Annotated in this window: 14 protein-coding genes; 6 read left to right on the top strand and 8 right to left on the bottom strand. The window is 63.1% G+C overall.

Going from position 1 to position 21,568, the window contains the following annotated elements; translation table 11 throughout:
* Positions 1-148 precede the first annotated feature (148 nt).
* Positions 149-598 carry an SRPBCC family protein gene (locus J6524_RS01745; RefSeq protein ID WP_225668527.1) on the top strand — a complete coding sequence of 150 codons (450 nt, stop codon included), beginning with the start codon at positions 149-151 and terminating at the stop codon, positions 596-598.
* A gap of 278 nt (positions 599-876) precedes the next feature.
* Positions 877-2,958 (top strand): carbamoyltransferase C-terminal domain-containing protein, encoded by a 2,082-nt coding sequence (locus tag J6524_RS01740; RefSeq protein WP_225668525.1) that lies wholly within the window; start codon positions 877-879, stop codon positions 2,956-2,958.
* Between the two features lie 26 nt (positions 2,959-2,984).
* On the opposite strand, the gene J6524_RS01735 is transcribed toward J6524_RS01740, so the two are convergent.
* The 8 genes from J6524_RS01735 to J6524_RS01700 all read right to left on the bottom strand — a co-directional run bounded on the left by J6524_RS01735 (position 2,985) and on the right by J6524_RS01700 (position 14,220).
* Positions 2,985-3,479: a cupin domain-containing protein gene (locus tag J6524_RS01735; RefSeq protein WP_225668523.1), complete on the bottom strand. Its 495-nt coding sequence runs from the start codon at positions 3,477-3,479 to the stop codon at positions 2,985-2,987.
* Positions 3,476-4,159: a helix-turn-helix domain-containing protein gene (locus tag J6524_RS37565; protein WP_225668522.1), complete on the bottom strand. Its 684-nt coding sequence runs from the start codon at positions 4,157-4,159 to the stop codon at positions 3,476-3,478. The genes J6524_RS01735 and J6524_RS37565 overlap by 4 nt, the downstream gene beginning before the upstream one ends.
* An 84-nt stretch (positions 4,160-4,243) precedes the next feature.
* A complete protein-coding gene (locus J6524_RS01725) occupies positions 4,244-5,149 on the bottom strand; it encodes a DMT family transporter (RefSeq protein WP_225668520.1) in 906 nt (301 codons plus the stop codon).
* Positions 5,150-5,223: 74 nt separating this feature from the next.
* The gene (locus J6524_RS01720) at positions 5,224-6,093 is read right to left on the bottom strand and encodes an NAD(P)-dependent oxidoreductase (protein ID WP_225668518.1); all 870 of its coding nucleotides are present in this window, start codon (positions 6,091-6,093) and stop codon (positions 5,224-5,226) included.
* A 3-nt stretch (positions 6,094-6,096) separates the two neighbouring features.
* Positions 6,097-7,228 (bottom strand): peptide chain release factor 2 gene (gene prfB / locus J6524_RS01715; protein WP_225668516.1). Its coding sequence is split into 2 segments (ribosomal slippage): positions 6,097-7,158 and positions 7,160-7,228, totalling 1,131 coding nucleotides; the frame shifts between segments, so codons are not numbered across the junction.
* Between the two features lie 187 nt (positions 7,229-7,415).
* Entirely contained in the window at positions 7,416-9,902 is a 2,487-nt protein-coding gene (locus J6524_RS01710) for a penicillin-binding protein 1A (RefSeq protein WP_225669304.1), read from the bottom strand.
* Between the two features lie 206 nt (positions 9,903-10,108).
* Positions 10,109-12,640, bottom strand: coding sequence for a penicillin-binding protein 1A (locus J6524_RS01705; protein WP_225668514.1), 2,532 nt, complete (start codon positions 12,638-12,640; stop codon positions 10,109-10,111).
* Positions 12,641-12,873: 233 nt separating this feature from the next.
* Positions 12,874-14,220, bottom strand: coding sequence for an N-acetylmuramoyl-L-alanine amidase (locus tag J6524_RS01700; RefSeq protein ID WP_225668513.1), 1,347 nt, complete (start codon positions 14,218-14,220; stop codon positions 12,874-12,876).
* A gap of 725 nt (positions 14,221-14,945) precedes the next feature.
* On the opposite strand from J6524_RS01700, the gene J6524_RS01695 reads away from it, so the two are divergent.
* The 4 genes from J6524_RS01695 to J6524_RS01680 all read left to right on the top strand — a co-directional run bounded on the left by J6524_RS01695 (position 14,946) and on the right by J6524_RS01680 (position 21,264).
* Positions 14,946-18,056 (top strand): Rne/Rng family ribonuclease, encoded by a 3,111-nt coding sequence (locus tag J6524_RS01695; protein WP_225668512.1) that lies wholly within the window; start codon positions 14,946-14,948, stop codon positions 18,054-18,056.
* A gap of 251 nt (positions 18,057-18,307) precedes the next feature.
* A complete protein-coding gene (locus tag J6524_RS01690; RefSeq protein WP_225668511.1) occupies positions 18,308-19,687 on the top strand; it encodes a hypothetical protein in 1,380 nt (459 codons plus the stop codon).
* A 69-nt stretch (positions 19,688-19,756) separates the two neighbouring features.
* Entirely contained in the window at positions 19,757-19,966 is a 210-nt protein-coding gene (locus J6524_RS01685) for a hypothetical protein (protein ID WP_225668510.1), read from the top strand.
* A 407-nt stretch (positions 19,967-20,373) separates the two neighbouring features.
* Positions 20,374-21,264 carry a ferritin-like domain-containing protein gene (locus tag J6524_RS01680; protein WP_283843211.1) on the top strand — a complete coding sequence of 297 codons (891 nt, stop codon included), beginning with the start codon at positions 20,374-20,376 and terminating at the stop codon, positions 21,262-21,264.
* Positions 21,265-21,568: the final 304 nt, after the last annotated feature.

Below are 21,568 nucleotides of genomic sequence, written 5' to 3'. Positions count from 1 at the left end.
TACGTTAGCTAAGACGGAACCGGCACGTCCGCGCCGAAAACTTTTTTAGCGATGTCGGATCACATCGAGGCGACACGTCCTTGTGGCATAGACTGAGCTAACCCAGCCAAATCCGGCGCCTCCGCTCAGCAATGGAGAAGATAACGTCATGTCCCAAGGCAATACCGTTCGTTTGCACCGTGTCCTCGCCACCAAGCCGGAGAAGGCTTTTCGCGCCTTCCTCGATGCGGATGCCATGGCCAAGTGGCTGCCGCCCTACGGCTTCACCTGCAAGGTCCACCATTTCGAGCCGAAAGTCGGCGGCACATTCAGGATGTCATTCACGAACTTCACCACGAACGCGGGTCATTCGTTCGGCGGAGAATATCTGGAGATCGTGCCCAACGAGCGTATCCGTTACACTGATCGCTTCGACGATCCCAATTTGCCTGGCGTCATCGAGGTGACTGTGAACTTGAAAGCAGTTTCGGTCGGAACCGAAATCAACATCGAACAGACGAATCTGCCGACGGTGATTCCGGTCGAATCCTGCTATTTGGGCTGGCAACAGTCGCTCGCGCAGCTCGCGTTGCTCGTGGAGCCGGATATTCCGGAATAGCGAGTCGAGATAAGGCACCACGTTGTGGTGCCTTATTCCAGTCCCTCTAGTGCCCGACTTGCTTCAACTCTTGTAAGCATGTGCTTGTTTCGCAACGACGAAACAGCATTGTTGCCGGACGCCAATTGTGGTTGATGCACCCTGGCGCCATTGAGCTGGCGTGATTGCAAGGCTCCAGAGGTTGCACAGGGTTGAAACAGAAGAGACGAATTGGTCCGCGGCATCCAAGGCTGGCAGCCGGTGGTTACAGCTTCGCGCGCTGGCTCGCGGCGAAAACCATGGCTACCGCGGGATTTCACCAGCTCGGCTCTGCCTTCGCCGACGCGCGGATCGCGCACGTCCGCGAGAAGCTTGCGCGGGGTGAAACCGTTTATCTCGCAGGCCTCGGCGCGCCGGGTACGCATAATTCCGGTCTGGCGCTGGTCGAGGTGACGCAGGCGCACGGGCCCCGGTTGATCGTCAACAACGAGGAAGAACGTTTTTCCGGCAACAAGCACACGACCGAATACCCCAAACTATCGATCGACGCGGCGGTCGCAACGCTGCGGAAGATGGGCCGCGACATCGGCGATATAGATGCGTGGCTGACGAGCTGGGACTATCCGACGCTCGCCGGCACGCTGGCGCGTTCCGTGCTCGAGGAGTTGCCGCCGAGCCTGAAACTCTTGCGCACCACCGAGGCCGCCGGTTTCGACGGCCGCCGCCTCGACCAGATGACGCGGACGCCAAAGATCCTTGCCCGCCAGCTCGCCCTTGCCGAGCGCGTGCCGCTGATCTGCCTGCCGCATCACGACAACCACGCCTGGTTCTCCTATGCCGCCTCCCCGTTTGCCGATGACGGCGAGCCGACGGCAATTGCGGTGCTCGACGGTACCGGCGACCAAGGCTCGATCTCGCTCTATGTCGTCGAGCATGCCGCGATGCGCCGGCTCTATTGCAACGACAGCATGTTTGATTCACTCGGCGCGTTCTACAGCGTGATCTCGTCGACGCAGGGCGGCTGGACCTGGCTTTCCTGCGAGGGCCGCTACATGGGCGCCGCCGCCTGGGGCGAGATGAGCCGCGCCAGCAATCCCTATTATGCGCAATTGCGCGACGTGCTGCATTTCGGTGCGAACGGCGAAATCAGACTCAATCGCGCCATGGCCAATTGGTATTGCGATCCGTTCGATGATCCGTACAAGCAGGCGCTCACGGACATCCTAGGCGAGCCGCTCAGGCCGGACCAGCTCTGGAATCCCGATGCGGTGCTGCGTGTCGAGGATATCCACCACCGTCCCGACACCAAGGACCGACTCGATAAGGCGGCCGCGACGCAACTGGTGTTCGAGGATGCCATGATCCACGTCGTCGATCATCTCTTGCGCGTATCAGGCGCGAACCGGCTGGTGCTGACCGGCGGCGTCGCGTTGAACGCGGTCGGCAATATGCGGCTGCTCGAACATTTCAATGAGGCCAGGTTCGCCAAGGCGCAGCAGCGCGGCGCACGCCTGCATCTGTGGGTGCCGCCAGTCCCCGGCGATCCCGGCGTCACCATCGGCGCCGCCTGGCTGTTCGCGCATCTGGCGGGCGCTCCACGCGGGGCGCCGATGACGCACGCCTTCTATTGCGGCACGCCACCCTCGCAGGGCGAGATCGTCAGCGCGGTTGCGGCTGACGACATTGCCTCGCAGCCGATCGGCGATATCTCGACACCTGAAGGCCTCGAAGCGGTCGCCGACCTGATGGCGTTCATGGTGGCGCAAAGCGGCGTGATCGCGCTGTACCAGGGCCCGGCCGAAACCGGCCCCCGCGCGCTTGGCCATCGCTCGATCCTCGCCAACCCGTGCGACCCCGCGGCGCGCGAGCTCCTCAATGCGCGCGTCAAATATCGCGAGGCCATCCGCCCATTGGCGCCGATGGCGACGCTGGAGGCAGCACGGGAATATTTCGAACTGCTGCCCGGCGCCTCGGACGACGACTATAACGCCTATAACTACATGGTGCTGACCGCGCATTCGAAACCGCATGCGCGGGAAAAAATACCGGCCGTCATCCACGCCGACGGCACTGGCCGCATCCAGATCGTGCGCGCAGGCGACGATCCCCTCACCTACGCCTATCTCAAGGCGCTCGGCCGCCATATCGGCGTCGAATTGTCCGTCAACACGTCCTTCAACGTCGCAGGCCCGATCGCCCAAACGCCGCAGCAGGCAATCGACACGCTGCGCCGCTCCAAGGGGCTCGATGCCGTCATCATGGTTGCCGAGGACGGCACAGTAACCGCGGCCTGGCACGGCGCCGAGCGCGACAGCGGCAGGTTCAGAAACTGGCTTGCCGAATGGAAGACGAAATCGGCTTCCAGCCAGCCTGCGCGATAGTTCCTGAAGTCAGCTGATCCGCCCCCTCAGAGATCGACGCGTTCGCTCGCAACTGCCTTGCGTTCCGCCATGTTGAACCGGCCGCTATAGATCGGGCGCTCACCGGTCGTCGGACCAGGGTACTGGACGATGAATATCTCCCCGCCCGTTTCGGTGCGGAATTCGCCTTCAAAGTGCGGGTCGGGATGGAACAGCACCGTCCCCGGCCCATGCAGCGTGCCGTCGATTGAAAACTCACCTTTGAGGATATGCCAGACCTGCGCGAAGCCATGATAGTGCTCAGGGTGATAAGCGCCGGGCTCAAGCCGCAAAATTCCCGCATTCGGTTCGGTCGGACGTTCCGGTCGTGGATGAAAAAGCATTTTGCCTGTCTCGCCCGGCCAGCGGATCGTCTCCCATTCGACTTCGTCGAAGTGGCGCGTCTCGTATGGCTTGTGGTCCTTTCGCGACGCTTCGCGCGCAGTCGTCAATTCCGCATTGGCGGCCGCCGTATCGGGAATGTCCTTGCTCCTGATGCTCATTTCGCTCTCCCTTTTGCAGTCTTCTCTCGTTCGCCTTTCCTGCCCGCAATATTGCTCCACCACTCAACCGCGATGGCCGACTGATTTTCGATTGATGTCACCATGAGCAGGCGCGCAGTGCCGGACCCGCGCGCCCACGCCATGTGCGGTACGTCCGAGCGCAAATGAATCGAATCCCCACGCTCCAGCGCGATGGTTTCGTCGCCCACCTGAAATTCGACGCTGCCTTCGAGCACGAAGCACATTTCTTCGCCGGGATGCGCGACCAGCGTCGGCTTGTGCGGTTTTGCCGACAATTCGAGCAGGAAAGTTTCCAACCGCTGCTCGCCCATGCCCGAGGCGAGCTTGCACCAGGCATAATTTGCGTCAGCGCCCTTCGCTGGAACGGCATCGATTGACCGCACCACGCGATACGCGCGCGTCCGGTCCTCGCCTTCGATGTCGGCAAACAACTCAGCCGGCGGCAGCTGAAGGACGCCAGCAATTTCCAGGAGATTACCGATCGAACACGCGATCAGTCCGCGCTCGATCCGCGAGAGAAATGTCACTGACAGGCCGACCATTCCGGCGAGTTCATCAAGCGTCAAACCGCGCGCCGAACGAGCCCTGCGAATGACGGCTCCAATTCCGGCAAGGCGCGCCGCCTCGCGCGCGCGGCGGCCAGCTTCTGCCGAGACCACGCTGTTCTCCCTCTTGCTTATTTAGCAAATCGTATTGCTATATAGGCAAATGTCAAGTTGGCTCGCCTCGCCCGCGCAAGCGAACTAACGTTCGAGAAACTTCAGCACCCGGCCGTCGATCAACAACAGCGCGCTGCCGATGACGAGCGCGCCCGCGATTTCACGCGGCGAAATCTGCTCGCCGAGCACGAACGAGCCGAGCAGGATGGCAGTGACAGGCACAAGCAGCGTCACCAGCATAACGTTGGTGGCGCCGGAGCGACGCAGCACCTGGAAGAAAACGATATAGGCCAGCGCCGTCGACAACGCGGCAAGGCCGAGCACCGCGAGCCATGTCGCCACGCCCGGCATTGGCAATTGCCAGGGACGCTCCAAGACGCCGGCGACGACAGCCATCATCAGGCTCGATGCCATTAGCTGAAACGTGGCGGTGGCAAGCGGCGGCGAATCCGATAGCGCGCGCCGGGCTATCAGCGCGGAAATGCCATAGCTCAGCGCTGCCGCAAGACACAGCAGGACGCCGAGCTCCTGCCCGTTGGCAAAGCCGAGGGCGCTGCCGCGAAGGATCACGACGCCGACAAGGCCGACGATCACACCGGACACACGCCTGATGATGAGCTTCTCCTCGCCCGCCGCCGCCATCACCGCCACCGTGAACAGCGGCGTGGTGGCATTGAGGATCGAAGCCAGCCCGCTCGGGATGTACATCTGTCCGGTGACGATCAGCGAGAACGGCAGCACATTGTTGAAGAGGGCAACGAGGAAGAACGGCCTCCAGCCCATCCACCCCTTCGGAAACGGCAGCCGCCGAAAGAAAAGCACCGGCAACAGGATCATGGCGGCGAGCAGCACGCGCAACAGCACGAGCGTCAACGGCGGCAGCTCGCGCAGCACGACACTGTTGAAGAAGAACGAGCCGCCCCACAGGATCGACAATACGGCGAGTAATACCCAGTCGCGCGCATCGATCCGGCCGTCGCTGACTGTCATTTCGCAAGGACCTGGTGAAATCGCGCGACCAGCTAGGACCGGACGCTCGTGGCCGTCCACCCGATTTCCGAACGCTATTTCAGCTGCGAGACGATCTCGATCATCTTGCCTTCGTCATCGTCGGGCGCGCTTGCCTTCGCCCTCTCATAGACAGCAAGCGCGGCGCGGCTGACGGGTATGTCGGGCAGCAGCGTTTCGGCCAGAGCCACGGCATAGGCCGCATCCTTGTGGCGCAGCGCCGCTGTGAACGACGCGCCGGAGAAATCGCGCGCCACCATGCGCTTTGAATGACGGATCACTTGCGGGCTCGCGACCGCGCCGGTCGCCATCGCTTCGGCCACCAGATTCATATCGAGCCCGGCCTGCTCAGCCATCGCGATACCTTCAGCAAGGCTCGCGATCTGCACTGCGCCCATCAGATTGTTGATCAGCTTGTAGACCGTGCCAGTGCCAACAGCGCCGAAATGCCTGATCACGTCGCCGATTGGCGCGAGATAGGGTTTTGCGGAATCGAGATCGGCGGCGTCAGCGCCAACAAGCAGGGTCAGCTTGCCCGCTGCCGCCGCCTGCGGCAGCCCCGTCACGGGACAATCGATGTAGACCAGGCCGCGCCCGCGCACCTCGCGCGCCATGTCCAGTGCATGCTGGTGCGATACGGTCGAACACTCGATCGCGAGGCTGCCCGCTTTCATCTTTGCTGCGGCGCCATTCTCGCCGAGCCAGACGGATCGCGATGCCTCGTCGTCGGCGACCATGGTTACGACGGCGTCGGCGCCATCAGCCGCGTCGGCCGGAGACGCAGCCCAGCGCGCGCCGCGTGCGATCAAATCTTCCGCTTTTGCCTTGCTGCGATTCCAAACAGAAACGGTAAAGCCGGCATCGAGGTAACGGCCGGCCATGCCATGACCCATGCGGCCGAGCCCGACGAAGCCGACCTTTGCCATCGGCTAGTCCACGTCCTCGACCTGGCCGGGCGCGGTGCCGAACGCGCGCTGCGCCAGCGTCGCCGCCATGAACTCGTCGAGGTCGCCGTCGAGCACGCCCGCGGTATCCGAGGTCTGCACGCCGGTGCGCAGGTCCTTCACCATCTGATAGGGCTGCAACACGTAGGAGCGGATCTGGTGGCCCCAGCCGATATCGGTTTTGGCGGCCTGATCGGCGGCGGCCTGCTCCTCGCGCTTCTTCAGCTCGATTTCATAGAGCCGCGCGCGCAGCATGTCCCAGGCTTGCGCGCGGTTCTTGTGCTGCGAACGGCCGGCCTGGCAGACCACAGCGATGCCGGTCGGAATATGGGTCAAGCGCACCGCCGACTCGGTCTTGTTGACGTGCTGGCCGCCGGCGCCGCCGGAGCGCATGGTGTCGGTGCGCACGTCGGATTCCTTGATATCGATCTTGATAGAGTCGTCGATCACGGGAAACACCTGCACCGATGAGAACGAGGTGTGCCGCCGCGCATTGGAATCGAACGGCGATATCCGCACCAGGCGATGCACGCCGGCTTCGGTCTTCAGCCAGCCATAGGCATTGTGCCCGCTGATCTGGATAGTGGCGGACTTGATCCCGGCTTCTTCACCCTGGGACTCTTCGAGATACTCGATCTTGAAGCCGTGGGTCTCGGCCCAGCGCGTGTACATGCGCAGCAGCATCTGGGCCCAGTCCTGGCTTTCGGTGCCGCCGGCGCCGGCATGCACCTCCAGATAGGAGTCGAACTTGTCGGCCTCGCCCGACAGCAGGGCTTCCAGCTCGCGGCGGGCGACTTCCTTCTTCAGGGCCTTCAAGGCGTTTTCGGCCTCGACGACAACGCCTTCGTCGTTCTCGGCCTCGCCGAGCGCGATCATTTCGACGTTATCGTCGAGCTCGCGCTCGACCTTGCCGATGCCCTCGAGCGCGTCCACCAGCGAGGTGCGCTCCTGCATCAGCTTCTGGGCTTTCTGGGGATCGTTCCAGAGATTGGGATCTTCGGCGAGCGTGTTCAGCTCAGCCAGCCGTGCCGTCGATTTCTCGACGTCAAAGATGCCTCCTCAGCAGCCCGACTGACTGCTTGATCTCTTCTACGAGACGTTCGACTTCCGCGCGCATGGTCTCTTCTGTCTGCGGCCACCGACCGCTATTGGATTGACTTGCGAGGGATGTAGCGGCGTCCGCCGCAAAGCGCAATCGCAAACGGTCAGAGCGTTTTCGAGCGGGATGGAAACCGGTTCGCGTCAAGAAAACGCGTCAAATCAAGAATCTAGAGCTTCGTTTCGATGGAATCGAAAAGGAAGCACTAATACAGCCGGCCGGTTCCCGGACGCATCATCGTGTCGCCATCGGGATAAATCGGCTGCGGCGCCCGTCCATCACCGTCGGCAACCCCGACGACAGAGTAGCTGTCCGGTGGCGCAGTGCCCGGCTTGAAGGCTTCCAGGATGACGCGGCCGCCCTCGCCCGGGCTTGGCCGCATGCCGCTCTTGGCATCGACGCGCACCAGCCGGATGCCGGCGGGCACTTTGAACGATGTCGCAGGCTTGTCCGCGAGCGCGAGCTTCATGAAATTTTTGACGATCGGCGCGGCCGTATGACCGCCCTGGGCCGCTCTGCCCAGACTGCGGGGCTTGTCATAGCCAAGATAGAGACCGACGACGAGATCCGGCGAATAGCCGATGAACCAGACGTCTTTCCCGTCACTCGTCGTGCCGGTTTTGCCGGCGATCGGCTTGCCCACTTCGCGCATGACCGACGCCGTGCCGCCCTGCACCACCCCTTCCATCATCGACGTGATCTGGTAGGCCGTCATCGGATCGATCACCAGCTCGCGGCGGTCCACCAGTTGCGGTTCGGGCTGGTTCTTCCAGCCGCCGGGCGCGTCGCAGCCGCGGCATTCGCGCGCATCATGCCTGAAGATGGTGCGGCCGTAGCGGTCCTGAATGCGATCGATCAGGGTCGGCTTCACGCGGCGGCCACCATTGGCGAGCATCGAATACGCCGTGACCATCCGCATGACAGTGGTTTCGCCGGCGCCGAGCGAATAGGAAAGATAGTTCGGCAATTCATCATAGACGCCGAAGCGCTTGGCGTATTCGCCGATCAGGGGCATGCCGACATCCTGGGCGAGCCGCACCGTCACGGTGTTGACCGACCATTTGAGGGCCTCACGGAGCGTAATGGGGCCGCGGTAAGAGCCCACCGAAAAGTTCTCCGGACGCCAGACGCTGCCTTGCCCCTGATCGATCTCGATCGGCCCGTCGATCATGATGGTCGCAGGAGTGTAGCCATTGTCCATCGCCGCCGAATAGACCAGCGGCTTGAACGTCGATCCCGGCTGCCGATAGGCTTGGGTCGCGCGATTGAACTGGCTCTGGTCGAACGAGAAGCCGCCGACCATCGCCAGCACGCGGCCGGTCCAGGGGTCCATCGCAACCATGGCGCCGGACACTTCAGGCAATTGCCGCAGGCGATACTGGCCTTCGACCGGATTGCCATCCTTGATCAGCGGATCGGCGTAGATCACGTCTCCCGGCGACAGAATTTGCGAGACCGCGACCGGCGCCTTACCACGAGCCGGGGCAGAGGCAGGCTTCGCCCATCGGACACCTTCCAGCGTGATGAGGCCGGTTTGCCGTTCCTTGGAGATGGCGCCTCCCAGTTCGCGACCGGGCTGGAAGCCGATCCGCGCCGACTGGTCGGACGTTTCCAGCACCACCGCCATCCGCCACGGCGAGATATCCGAGAGCGATTTGACGTCGGCGAGTTTGATGCCCCAGTCGCCGGAGATATCGAGCTTGCTGACTGGTCCGCGATAGCCCTGTGCCTCGTCAAAGTTGACGAGACCGGCGGCCACCGTCTTGCGCGCCATGACCTGCAGCTTCGGATCGAGCGTGGTGCGAACCGAAAGGCCGCCCTCGTACAGCTTCTTTTCGCCGTAGCGCTCGAAGATGTCGCGCCGGACTTCCTCGGCAAAATACTCTCCGGCGAAGGTGTGCCCGGCAGTGGACCGGCTGGTCACGACCAGCGGCTCCTTGCGGGCCTTCTCAGCTTCAGCCTGCTTGATCCAGCCGTTTTCCAACAGGCGATCGATCACGTAATTGCGCCGCTCGGTCGACCGGTCGCGGTTGCGCACCGGATGCAGCGTGCCCGGCGCTTTCGGAAGCGCGGCAAGATATGCGGCTTCCGCGACCGTGAGTTCGTTCACCGATTTATCGAAATAGACCAGCGACGCCGCGGCGATGCCATAGGCGCCGAGGCCCAGATAGATCTCGTTGAGATAGAGCTCGAGGATGCGGTCCTTCGAATAGGCGCGCTCGATGCGCATCGCGAGCAAGGCTTCCTTGATCTTCCGGGTGAAGGAGACCTCGTTGGTCAGAAGGAAGTTCTTCGCGACCTGCTGGGTAATCGTGGAAGCACCCTGCGGGCGGCGGTTGGAGCCGAGATTTTGCACATAGAGGACGGCGGCACGTGCCAAGCCGGTGAAGTCGAGGCCGCCATGCTCGTAGAAATTCTTGTCCTCGGCCGCGAGGAACGCGTTAGTGACAAGCTTTGGCATCGCCTGGATCGGCAGATAGAGACGCCGTTCCTTGGCGTATTCGCCGAGCAGCGCGCCATCTGCCGCATGCACGCGCGTCATCACCGGCGGCTCATAATTCTGAAGCTGCGAATAGTCCGGCAAGTCCTTGGAGAAATGCCAGATCGCACCCGCGACACCGGCGACACCAACCAGGAACACCACGCTTCCGGCCGCGAACAAGAAGCCGGAAAACCGCAACAGCCACCGCAATATCAAAGTTTCATTCCAACCGTTGCGTCGTAGTTCCGACGTTCGTTCTCGTGCAGAATCCCTCTACCGAGGGATTCGCCGTCTGACGCTATCCCATGGTCACGTGGTCAAAATCGGGCAATTCGCTCACCCGCGATACGGCCCGATCCATGGATCGATGTCAGGTAACATCCAAGCACAGCTTATGATTGTAACGGGCCCTTGGACTAGTAGAGCCCGCCGGTCCCCGGGCGCATGATATTGCCCGCGTCGGGCTGCTGATAACCTTGCTGATAGCCTTGGTTATAACCTGGCGGGTATCCCTGCGGCACCCGGCCGTCCATGTCGGCGACACCAATGACGGAGTAATTATCCGGCGGGGCGGTGCCCGGCTTGAACGCTTCGAGGATCGTGCGGCCGCCCTCGCCCGGGCCGGCGCGCATGCCGCTCTTGGCATCGACGCGGACCAGCTTGATGCCGGCCGGCACCTTGAACGGGATCGGCGGCTTATCGGCGAGCGCGAGTTTCAGAAAATCCTTGGCGATCGGCGCGGCGAGATGACCGCCGGTCATGCCGCGGCCGAGGTTGCGCGGCTTGTCGAAGCCGACATAGATGCCGACCACGAGATCCGGCGAGAAGCCGATGAACCAGGCGTCCTTTTCGTCGTTGGTGGTGCCGGTCTTGCCCGCAATCGGCTTGCCGACTTCCTTGACCACCGTCGCCGTGCCGGCCTGCACGACATATTCCATCATCGAGGTGATCTGGTAGGCCGTCATCGGGTCCAGCACCTGCTCGCGGCGGTCGACGAGCTGCGGCTCGGGCTGATTCTTCCAGCCGCCGGGCGCATCGCAACCGCGGCACTCGCGCGCGTCATGCCTGAAGATGGTGCGGCCGTAGCGGTCCTGGATGCGGTCGATCAGGGTGGGCTTCACGCGGCGGCCGCCATTGGCGAACATCGAATAGGCCGTGACCATGCGCATGACAGTGGTTTCACCGGCGCCAAGCGCGTAGGACAGATAATTCGGCAATTCGTCGTAAACGCCGAACCGCTTCGAATATTCGCCGATCAAGGGCATGCCGATGTCCTGCGCGAGGCGCACCGTCACGGTGTTCAGCGATTGCCGGAGCGCATTGCGCAGCGTCGTCGGTCCGCCGTATTTGCCGGAGGAATAGTTCTCCGGACGCCAGACGCCGGCGCCCTGCCCCTGGTCGATTTCGATGGGCGCGTCGACCACGACGGTCGACGGCGTATAGCCATTGTCCATCGCCGCCGAATAGACCAGCGGCTTAAACGAGGAGCCCGGCTGCCGATAGGCCTGGGTCGCGCGGTTGAACTGGCTCTGGTCGAACGAGAAGCCGCCGACCATCGCCAGCACGCGGCCGGTCCATGGGTCCATCGCGACCATGGCGCCGGACACTTCAGGCAATTGCCGGAGGCGATACTGACCCTCGACCGGCTTGCCTTCCTTGTCGAACAGCGGGTCGGCATAGATCACGTCGCCCGGCGACAGCACCTGCGCCACCGAGGTCGGCGTCCTGCCCCTTGCAGGCCCGGAGGCCGCCTTGGCCCAGCGCACACCGTCGAGCGTAATGATGCCGGTCTGCCTGACCTTGCTGACGGCGCCACCGAGTTCGCGGCTTGGCTGGAAGCCGATCCGCGCCGACTGGTCGGACGTCTCGAGCACGACGGCCATCCGCCACGGCGAGATGTCGTTGAGCGATTTGACATCGGCAAGCTTCACGCCCCAGTCGCCTGAGATATCGAGCTTGCTCACGGGTCCGCGCCAGCCCTGAGCTTCGTCATATCTGACGAGACCGGCCACCATGGTCTTGCGCGCCATCACCTGCATCTTCGGATCGAGTGTGGCGCGGACCGACAGGCCGCCTTCGTACAGCTTCTTTTCGCCGTAGCGCTCGAAGATGTCGCGCCGGACTTCCTCGGCGAAATATTCGCCGGCGAAGGTGTGCGCGCCATTGCCGCGGCTGGTGACGTTGAGCTGTTCCTTGCGGGCCTTGTCGGCGTCGGCCTGCTTGATCCAGCCGTTTTCCACCAGGCGATCGATCACGTAGTTGCGCCGCTCCACCGCGCGATCGCGGTTACGCACCGGATGCAGCGCCGCGGGCGCCTTCGGCAGCGCCGCCAGATAGGAGGCTTCCGAGATCGTGAGTTCGTTAACCGATTTGTCGAAATAGACCAGCGAGGCAGCGGCGATGCCGTAGGCGCCGAGACCGAGATAGATTTCGTTGAGATAGAGTTCGAGGATGCGGTCCTTCGAATAGGCGCGTTCGATGCGCATCGCCAGCAGGGCTTCCTTGATCTTGCGGGTGAAGGAGACCTCGTTGGTCAGGAGGAAGTTTTTCGCGACCTGCTGGGTGATCGTCGAGGCGCCCTGCGGACGGCGGTTGGAGCCGTAATTCTGGATATACAGCGCCCCCGCGCGCGCCATGCCGGTGAAGTCGATGCCGCCGTGCTCGTAGAAGTTCTTGTCCTCGGCCGCCAGGAACGCGTTGATGACGAGTTTGGGCACCGCCTGGATCGGCAGATAGAGACGGCGCTCCTTGGAATACTCGCCGAGCAGCGCGCCGTCGGAGGCGTGCACGCGCGTCATGACCGGCGGCTCGTAATCCTGAAGCTGCGAATAGTCCGGCAGGTCCTTGGAGAAATGCCAGATCGCCCCTGCGACGCCGGCCACGCCCACCAGGAACACGACGGTCCCGGCGGCAAACATGAAACCCAAAAACCGGACCAGCAAGCGCATGTTCGAAGTTCCGTTCCAACCCTGTGCGCCGATATCAGCGACTAACCTAACACGGCAATCCAGCCAAACGGCTTGCCGCTACGCGGTCGAACAATAAAAGGTCCGGCGGACAAATACCGATTCCGAAAACCAACAGTCGATTTCTATACCGTTGCCGCTGTGGCCAAACTAGGGCTTGTGCCACCGGACGGGACCCTTTTCAGGCCACCTTAGAGGCAAGGCGCACCGCTAATTCACTTGCCTGGTCCGGCAGTTGCCAGCCGTTTGGCCAGAAACGTATCAATTGCCTGCGCCATTGAGCCGACGGTTTTGTTCCGCCAATTTTCCGACACCAGATGCTCAAGGTCGCCCTTGTTCGAGACGTAGCCGAGTTCGACCAGCACGGAGGGCACGTCCGGGGCCTTCAAGACCCGGAAACCGGCCGATTTCAGCGGATGCTTGTGCATCCGTACCGTACTCTTCATCTCATTCATCAGGATGCGCGCGAAACGGTTTGAAAAAGTCTTGGTCTCGCGCTGAACGAGATCGATCAGGATGTCGGCGACCTCGGTCGGCTCGTCAGTGAGATTGACCCCGCCAATTGCATCGGATTTGTTTTCGACATCCGCCAGCCGTTCGGCCTCGGAGTCGGAGGCCTTGTCGGACAACGTATAGATGGTGGCGCCCTGGGCGTCGCCTTCGCCGCGCGGCAAAGCGTCCGCATGGATTGAGACGAACAGCGCCGCCCCTTCGTTGCGAGCGACCTTCACGCGGTCGGCAAGCGCAACAAAGGTGTCATCCGTCCGGGTCATGACCACGCGATACTTGCCGGATTTCTCGATCCGGTCGCGTAGCGCCAGGCCGAAAGTCAGCACCAAATTCTTTTCCATGACATCGGCGCCGCCGGCCTGCGTGCCATTGTCCGCGCCGCCATGACCTGGGTCGATCACGATCACCGGGCGCTTGTCAGACGCCTGCGGTGCAGCGGCTGCGGCTGGCGCTTCCGGCTGACTTGCCGCAGCGTTCGCCTCGGCGATCCCGGGCCGAAGTTCGGGGCGGCTTTCTGGCGCCAGCGACTGGACAAAGGCGGTGCGGTCGGCGCGCTCGAGTTCGAGCACCAGCCGCGGCGGCTGGCCGTTGGCCGCCTCCAGCACGTAGGATTTGGCGATCTTGGCAGGCCCGGACAGGTCGAACACGATCCGCGACCCACCCGGCATGACGAGGCCATAGCGGAACGCCTTGACCAGTCCCCGCCCTGCGGCGCCGATCCCAGCCGGAAGCTGGAAATTGACCTGGGGAAGGTCGACCACGACTCGATAGGGGTCCGCCAGCGCGAAGGCGCGAAACTGGACCGGCTTGTCGAGGTCGAGGATGAAACGGGTCTGCCTGGCGTCACCCGCCAGGCGGGCGTCAGATGCGACCGGGAAGTTCGGCACCGCTGCCGGATTGGGGACGGCGGTAGCGGAAGCCGGCCCTTGCGCCGTGGGCTGAGGGGCCAGTCCCTGGCCCACGCTGGGCCCGACCATCGGGCCGCACAGCAATGCTGCAACGCACAATGCGCTACATCCCAGCAAAACAAGGTGATTTGCGCGGCTCGACAACGATTCGGTGCCTCCGGAGGAGCCTTCCCTTACCGCATTAGGACGATAGGGTTAATCAGATCTTAAGGCACGCTTGGTGAAAAGAAGCTAGTGTTGCCGCAGTGCGACGCTGCCCGGAGGGTTCCCTAGCGCTTCCCTTGCACGCAGGCGCCAATCCACGTATGTACGGGGTGCTGACGGCTAATACTCCCGGTTGTGTCGCGTTCAGCCTCCCGGTGCAGCGCCGGAACCTCCGAAGTCGGAGGAACCTGCGTCTTTCCCGATCCCTCCCCAGCCAGCGCCGCGCGCGGCTGACATGGAGCGGCGGTTTCGAGCCCGAGCGGCGTCCGATCCCAGGTAATTTTCCAGGGACGGTTTGAGAACACGGCAAAACTGATTATCCGGACCTCAAAACGGTCCGATATGCGATGGCCGGCGGGCGTCTAGGCGCCGAACCGGGGCTTTCAGCGAAAGATACGGCGGTATCATTTTCCGCCAACATGTTCAGACGGGCCGACGCTTGATGCGCCAGACTGTGTTGCCGACCAAGATCCACGGAACGACCGCGCCGACGCGAGGCGAAAGCTTCGCACGTCGTATTGTTCTGGTGGGCCCCCGTTCGGCGCGGCGCCAAGAAGTGCGTTTTGGCCTTCCCCTCACCCCCGAATCAGGTGGACCGTCGCGTCACCGGGCCGCGCAATTTGCGCGCGCCATGCACCGCGCCCGCCGCCGTCAAGAGTTCCAAAATGCCCAACAAGATGTTGATCGACGCGACCCACCCGGAAGAGACCCGGGTCGTTGTGGTCCGCGGCAACCGCGTCGAAGAATTTGATTTCGAGACCGCTCAGCGCAAACAACTGCGCGGCAATATCTATCTCGCCAAAGTCACGCGCGTAGAACCCTCGCTGCAGGCGGCGTTCATCGAGTATGGCGGCAACCGCCATGGCTTCCTGGCCTTCAGCGAAATTCATCCGGACTACTATCAGATCCCGGTCGCCGACCGTCAGGCGCTGATCGAGGCCGACGAGCGCGCCCACCGCGAGGCCGAGGAAGAGAGCGAACTTCGCTCCAGCCACCGCCGCCGCTCGCGACACCGCAATGCCCGCCGCCGCGGCCATGGCGACCGCGTCCAGAGCAATGTCATTGAGAGCGCCGGCGAAGATCCCGCGCAGGCGGCCCAGCCCTATGAGGGCGAGGCGCATGAGCACGACGACGTCTATGCCGACGAGGCGCAGGCGCACGATGCCGGGCATCACGAGGATGCAGCCTACCACGAGCAGGAAGCGCCCGACCAGGAAGCGCGTGGTCATGATCCCGATCATCCGCGCGATCACCATGAGGATGAATCGACCCGCCCCGACGAGCGGACCGAAACCGCAAGCGAAGCGCCAGTTGCCGAAGCAGCACCCGAGTCCGGCGCGCCCTCGGTAGCGCCCACCGAACACGCCGTCGCCGATGCTCCCGTCGAGCACGCGCCGGCTGAGCAGGCGCATGATGAGCATCATGGTCAGGAGCAGCCGCGCGAAGCCGTGGCCGAGGCCGAAGAGCCACCGCATGTCGAGCACGCCGGCGAAGGATATGCCGCGGCGGCGCCGGACGAGTTCGCTCTCGCTCCGGAAGGCGACGAGGCCCATGACGACGAGGAGGATGCGGAGGACGCCGAAGAGGATGTCGTCGAATCCGTCGGCGGCGATGACGTTCTGGAGGAAGTTCCGGAGCGCCCGTTCCGCCCTCGCCGTCAGTACAAGATTCAAGAGGTCATCAAGCGACGCCAGGTGATGCTGGTTCAGGTCGTCAAGGAAGAGCGCGGCAACAAGGGCGCGGCGCTGACGACCTATCTGTCGCTGGCTGGCCGCTATGCCGTGCTGATGCCCAACACCGCCCGTGGCGGCGGCATCAGCCGCAAGATCACCTCGGCCCAGGACCGCTCGCGGCTGAAGGAAGTGGTGCAGGACCTCGACGTACCCGAGGGCATGGGGATCATTCTGCGCACCGCCGGCGCGTCACGCACAAAGCAGGAGATCAAGCGCGACTTCGAATATCTGATCCGCATGTGGGAAACCGTGCGCGACATGACGCTGCGCTCGCAGGCCCCCACCCTCGTCTATGAGGAAGGCTCGCTGATCAAGCGCTCGCTGCGCGACCTCTACAACAAGGAAATCGACGAAATCATGGTCGCCGGCGAGGCTGGCTATCAGGAAGCCCGCGATTTCATGAAGATGCTGATGCCCTCCAACGTGCGGGTGGTGAAGCAGTATCGCGACGGCCAGCCGCTGTTCTCGCGGATGGGCGTCGAAAGCCAGCTCGACGCGATGTTCTCGCCGACGGTGCAGCTCCGTTCCGGCGGCTATATCGTCATCAACCAGACCGAGGCGCTGGTCTCGATCGACGTCAACTCCGGCCGCTCGACCCGCGAACACCACATCGAGGACACTGCGCTCAAGACCAACATGGAAGCGGCCGAGGAAGTCGCCCGGCAATTGAGGCTGCGCGACCTTGCAGGCCTCATCGTCATCGACTTCATCGACATGGACGAGAAGCGCAACAACCGCGCGGTCGAGCGCAAGCTCTCCGACTGCCTGCGGCAGGATCGTGCGCGCATCCAGGTCGGGCGGATCTCGCATTTCGGCCTTTTGGAAATGTCGCGCCAGCGCATCCGCGCCAGCGTGCTGGAGAGCTCGACCGAGCCCTGCCCGCAATGCGGCGGCAGCGGCCATGTGCGCTCGGTTTCCTCGGTCGCGCTGCAATTGCTGCGCGGCATCGAGGAGATCCTGATGAAGGGCGCCACCCATAATCTGGTGGTGCGCACCCGTACTGATGTTGCGCTCTATGTGCTGAACCACAAGCGCGGCCATCTGCGCGATCTCGAAAACGCGTTCAAGGTTTCGCTGGCCATTGTCGCCGACGCTACTGTCAGCGGCCAGCAGTCCTACGTCATCGATCGCGGTGAGCAGGTACACACGCTGGAAGCCGCCAAGGCGTTGCTGGCGGCGCAGGCTGCCGCCTTCCCGCCGCAGATCGAGGAAGCCTATGACGATGACGAAGTCTACGACTTCGAAACCGAATCCGAGATCGAAACCGAGGAGACGGAGGGCCTGACCGACGATGCCGCCGAAGCGGCAGTTGGCGAAGGCGAAGGAGATGGTCATCGCCGCAGACGCCGGCGGCGCCGGCGCGGCCGTGGCGAGCAGCGCGAAGGCGGGGCCCCGCGCGAGGACGGTGACGCGATGCGCGCCGCAGGCGAGCCTGTCGAAGGCGCGACCGCCGAAGACGGCGAAGCCGACGAGGACGAAGGCGACGAACAGCCCGGCGTGGTCCGCGGCGATCAGCCGGCCGGTGGCGAGCGACGCCCGCGCCGTCGCGGCCGCCGTGGCGGACGCCGCCGGCGTGGTGGCGGATTGGAAGACGGGCTTGCCGGATCGATCGCGGACGAGCTTGGGCCGACCTCGGCCCCGGAAGCGACAAGCGCGGTTGCCGATTTCGACGGCGGCTCGACTGAGCCCGCGCCATCGCTGGTGCAAGCGCCCGTTCAGCCCGAACCGGCCGCGCAGCCGGCGGAGACACAGCCTGCGCCCGAGCCTCAGCCGGAGCCCGTCGCGAGCGCGCCCGCCCCCGCGGCTGAAGAAACCGTGCAAGAAACTGAGCGCGCCGCCGCGCGGCGACGTTCGACCGTGCGCGAGAAGGTCAGCTTCCTGACCAGCGCGCCAGCCGAACGGGCACCCGGCGTGGTCCAGAGTGCGCCGGAGCCGGTCGCACCTCCCGCGCCCGCTGCAGCCGAACCGGCGCCGGCGGCATCAACCGAAGCCGCGCCACGGAAGGCAGGCTGGTGGTCGCGCCGCTTCGGCAGCGGCGAGTAAAAGAATCGAACCAAAAGAGAAACCGCCCGGCAAAACCGGGCGGTTTTTTATTGAACGAACTCCGGCAGCCTTCAGCCCGTGGTGAGCGCCGTCTCGACGTCGGACGGATCGACCTGCTTGTTCAGATTGGCGTGCAATTTGGCTTCTTTAGCTCGCTAGCCTTCCCACCATGACACCACGACGCGGGCAATACCGTGGAGCAAAACATCGCGGCATACGTTAGCTGCGGAGCCGGTTACCGCGAGGTCGCCATGCTGCCGCGCGTGTTGATGACGATACCGATCGCCCTCCTCCTGCTCTCTCCTGCGATGGCGCAAGAACCGCGCGCGCTACTCGATCTGCCGCAGCTTGCCCCTTGCGGCTCGGCATCACATCCGCGCCTGCCCAAGAAATGGCGCGGTACTTATCTGATGGCGCCCTTCACGAAGGCGCAGCTCGTGCTGGCCGAAATCGTTGCCGACGCCGGTGTTTCCGCGATGCGCGTAAAGCTTCATGGTGTCAAAGGCGGGTCGCTGGACTTGTTCGTTGCCGGCAACCGGACGTATGTCCTCAAGTCGGAAGGCTCCACCGTCAAGGAGTGCCGCGCTTTAGGCGATACCGGCTGGCGGCCGCTTCCGACAGACTGGCTTGCGCCGCAGTCGCAATGCACGGGCTCAGCACCGATCGGTGACACGCCGGTTGAGTGGTGGAAAACAGCGATCGCTCCAGAGCCTGCAACCTATTGGCTCTGGTTCAAGACGTCGGATCAAACGCCGTTTCGTCTCGTCTTTCCGTTTGCAAGCGATCACCTTCCACCATTCAGCGGATATGCGCTCAGCTATCAGGTTCGATTTAATGCGCTCGACGAGACCGATCTAGCCGGGATCGACGCCACCTGCAGACAGGCCAAACCGAGAATGACCGGCAATTCGGTGCGCACGCTGCATGGCCTGATCGGCAACCTATCGGAGTCCGGCCCGCGTGCGGAGAGCGAGATCAACCAGATCATGCCCGAACTGCAGGCAGATTGTCCTGCGGACCCTCTTACCGAGTGGCCCGAGAGGCTCGCGATCACGGGCCTGATGACGCCGTTCGATTCCGACGAAGCTCCGTACCCCGCAGAAGTGCTGTATGACTGGACCGTGCCGGCACAACGCACGCGCACGTTTGGGGGACCGGAAGCCGGGATCACGGCCCAGGACTCGCTGCTTCTGGATCCACAGGGTTACACAATCACGCATTATCGTGACCGTCCTCCGGTCTGCCGGCCGGTGCTGCCTGGCACGATCCGTCCCGGTTGGGCCGCGCGTGCTCCTTGCGAGTGCGCGGCGACGATTAACGGCACGACCTCTTTGTCCCCCTATGGAACGGCTCGAATTCTGGTGTGTCCACTCGCAAGTCCGCGCGTCGCTTGGGCCTGGTACGCGCTCTCCGGACGACCCACCACGTTCATGGTGACGTCATTACGAGGCGACGAGGGAAAGCGTCTCTTCGCGGTGCTCGACTATCGCGCGTGGCTGCCGGGCCATCCGTTCTCGCGCTCCGTATTTGATAAGCCGCCGCAATGTGCAATTGCTTCGCATTCGCGGCTTACTCAATCGGCATTGAGGCGGTGCTCCACATGCCATCTCGGTCCCGCCTATTCACGTTGACCCGCAGGAACGTGGGCAACATTCGGGCGTTCGCTTTCGGGGTGAGTATCACTGCAAATGGAGAAGCAGATGAGAAAGCTGACATTGATCCTTGCTGCTGCCGGCTGTGTCGGTCTTGCGGCCCCCGCAGTCGCCACCGAGGGACCGTTCGCCGGGCCGAGCACAACGCAGGTCATAAGCACGGACCTGAGCGGAAAGGGCGTTATCAGCGATTTTTCGGCACAGAATAAGAAGAAGAAGAAAAAATCGACGACCAGCCGCAGTTCGTGGGGCGGATAGGGCTGATGCGTCGGCACTCGCGGTGCTCGTGAGAGCCAAGCTTCAGATCTATCGCCGCCACTTTCGGTAACTCGAAAAGCAATGATGTTCTGCGCCGAGATCGGGCAGATCTTCCGGCTGCCTAGTTAGCGCACGGCACGCTCCAGGCATATCCAAGTCGACTTGCGATCAGTTGTGCCCGCAGAGATACGCAGTGTCGGCTATGGCTAATCCCTAAAGGCGAAATGACCGCTATCAGGAAGCGTCACGAGGTCGTGCAATTTTGATGTGAGACGGCTTGGAACGTGCCTCATGGTCTCACGTTGTGCGCGTCAAGCACTATCGCACTGGTGCCGAGGTCGCGCCCATAGCGTCCTTAGCGGTGAACAGTGGCGCGGCCCTCAATCAGAAACAGAGGAGGTTACGCCATGGAGTCGCCACGTATTTCACGCCGGTCCATCGCCGGCCTATCAGTCGCTGGCCTCGCCGGATTACTCATTCCGCGCGCCTATGCCCAGCAAAAGCGAGAGACGACCGGCGTTGGAATTGGCCCAAAAGGTGCCGCGATCAACGACGAGGACATCTTCACCTTCGCTCTGAACCTCGAATACATGGAAGCCGAGTTCTATCTGCGCGCCACGACTGGCAAGGGCATCAGCGACACCGATGCCGGGATGGACGCGGGTCGCGTGGTGGGGGGACACGAGGCTCAGTTCAAGGAGAAGGCAATCCGCGAGTTCATCGAGGAAACGGCGGAAAACGAACTGGCGCACGTGCGCTTCTATCGCAAGACGCTCGGCAGAAACGCCATTTCGCGGCCGGCGATCGACTTCGACGCGGGCTTCAAGGCGGCCGCCCAGGCTGCCGGACTGCCCGCCGATTTCGATCCGTTTGCCGATGACATGTCTGTCCTGCTCGGCGGCATGCTGTTCGAGGACGTCGGCGTGACCGCATATGCGGGCGCGGCGCCGCTGCTAAAGAAAAAGGAATTCGTACAGGCGGCCGCCGGAATCCTTGCCGTTGAGGCTTACCACATGGGGATGGCGCGCTCTCAGCTCTACATGATGGGCGAAAAGGCGTGGGACGCCGCCAACGCCATTTCGGATGCGCGGGACAAAATTGACGGCACCCCCGAAAAGGAAGACGAGGGCATCAGGGTCGACGGCAAAGCCAACTTCGTACCTTCAACCCCCGACGCGATTGCCTTCACCCGTACGCCGCAAGAGGTTCTGCATATCGTCTACCTCACGGAAAAGAACGGCGTCAGCAAGGGCGGCTTCTACCCGAACGGAATGAACGGAGAACTCAAGAGCACCTGACTGCGATACGCACTCTGCCGCACGTGTTCGGAGCGGCCGCCGAGACGGAAATGGTCATCCCTGCCGAGTGCGCGCGTTGCGCACGGAGCAGGGACTCAAGTTTTCGCTTAGAAGCCTCAGGTGCGCAATTGCGCACCTGAGGGCGCGCCTCTCGGCCGCGCTATGATGTGCAACTGCGATAGGCACATCGCTGCTGTATCATCCTTCATCCGTCGCTGCGGTTGCGGCCGGCGCCGCGACATCGCACGCAATCCAGGTTGTGATCGTGCCGGCTTCCGCTGCGCAGGCTGTTCGGACGGGATTT

It is taken from the genome of Bradyrhizobium hereditatis, from assembly GCF_020329435.1.
Lineage (GTDB): Bacteria > Pseudomonadota > Alphaproteobacteria > Rhizobiales > Xanthobacteraceae > Bradyrhizobium > Bradyrhizobium hereditatis.
The sequence above is the reverse complement of the archived record's forward strand: the minus strand, read 5'-3'. Positions and strand labels throughout refer to the sequence as shown.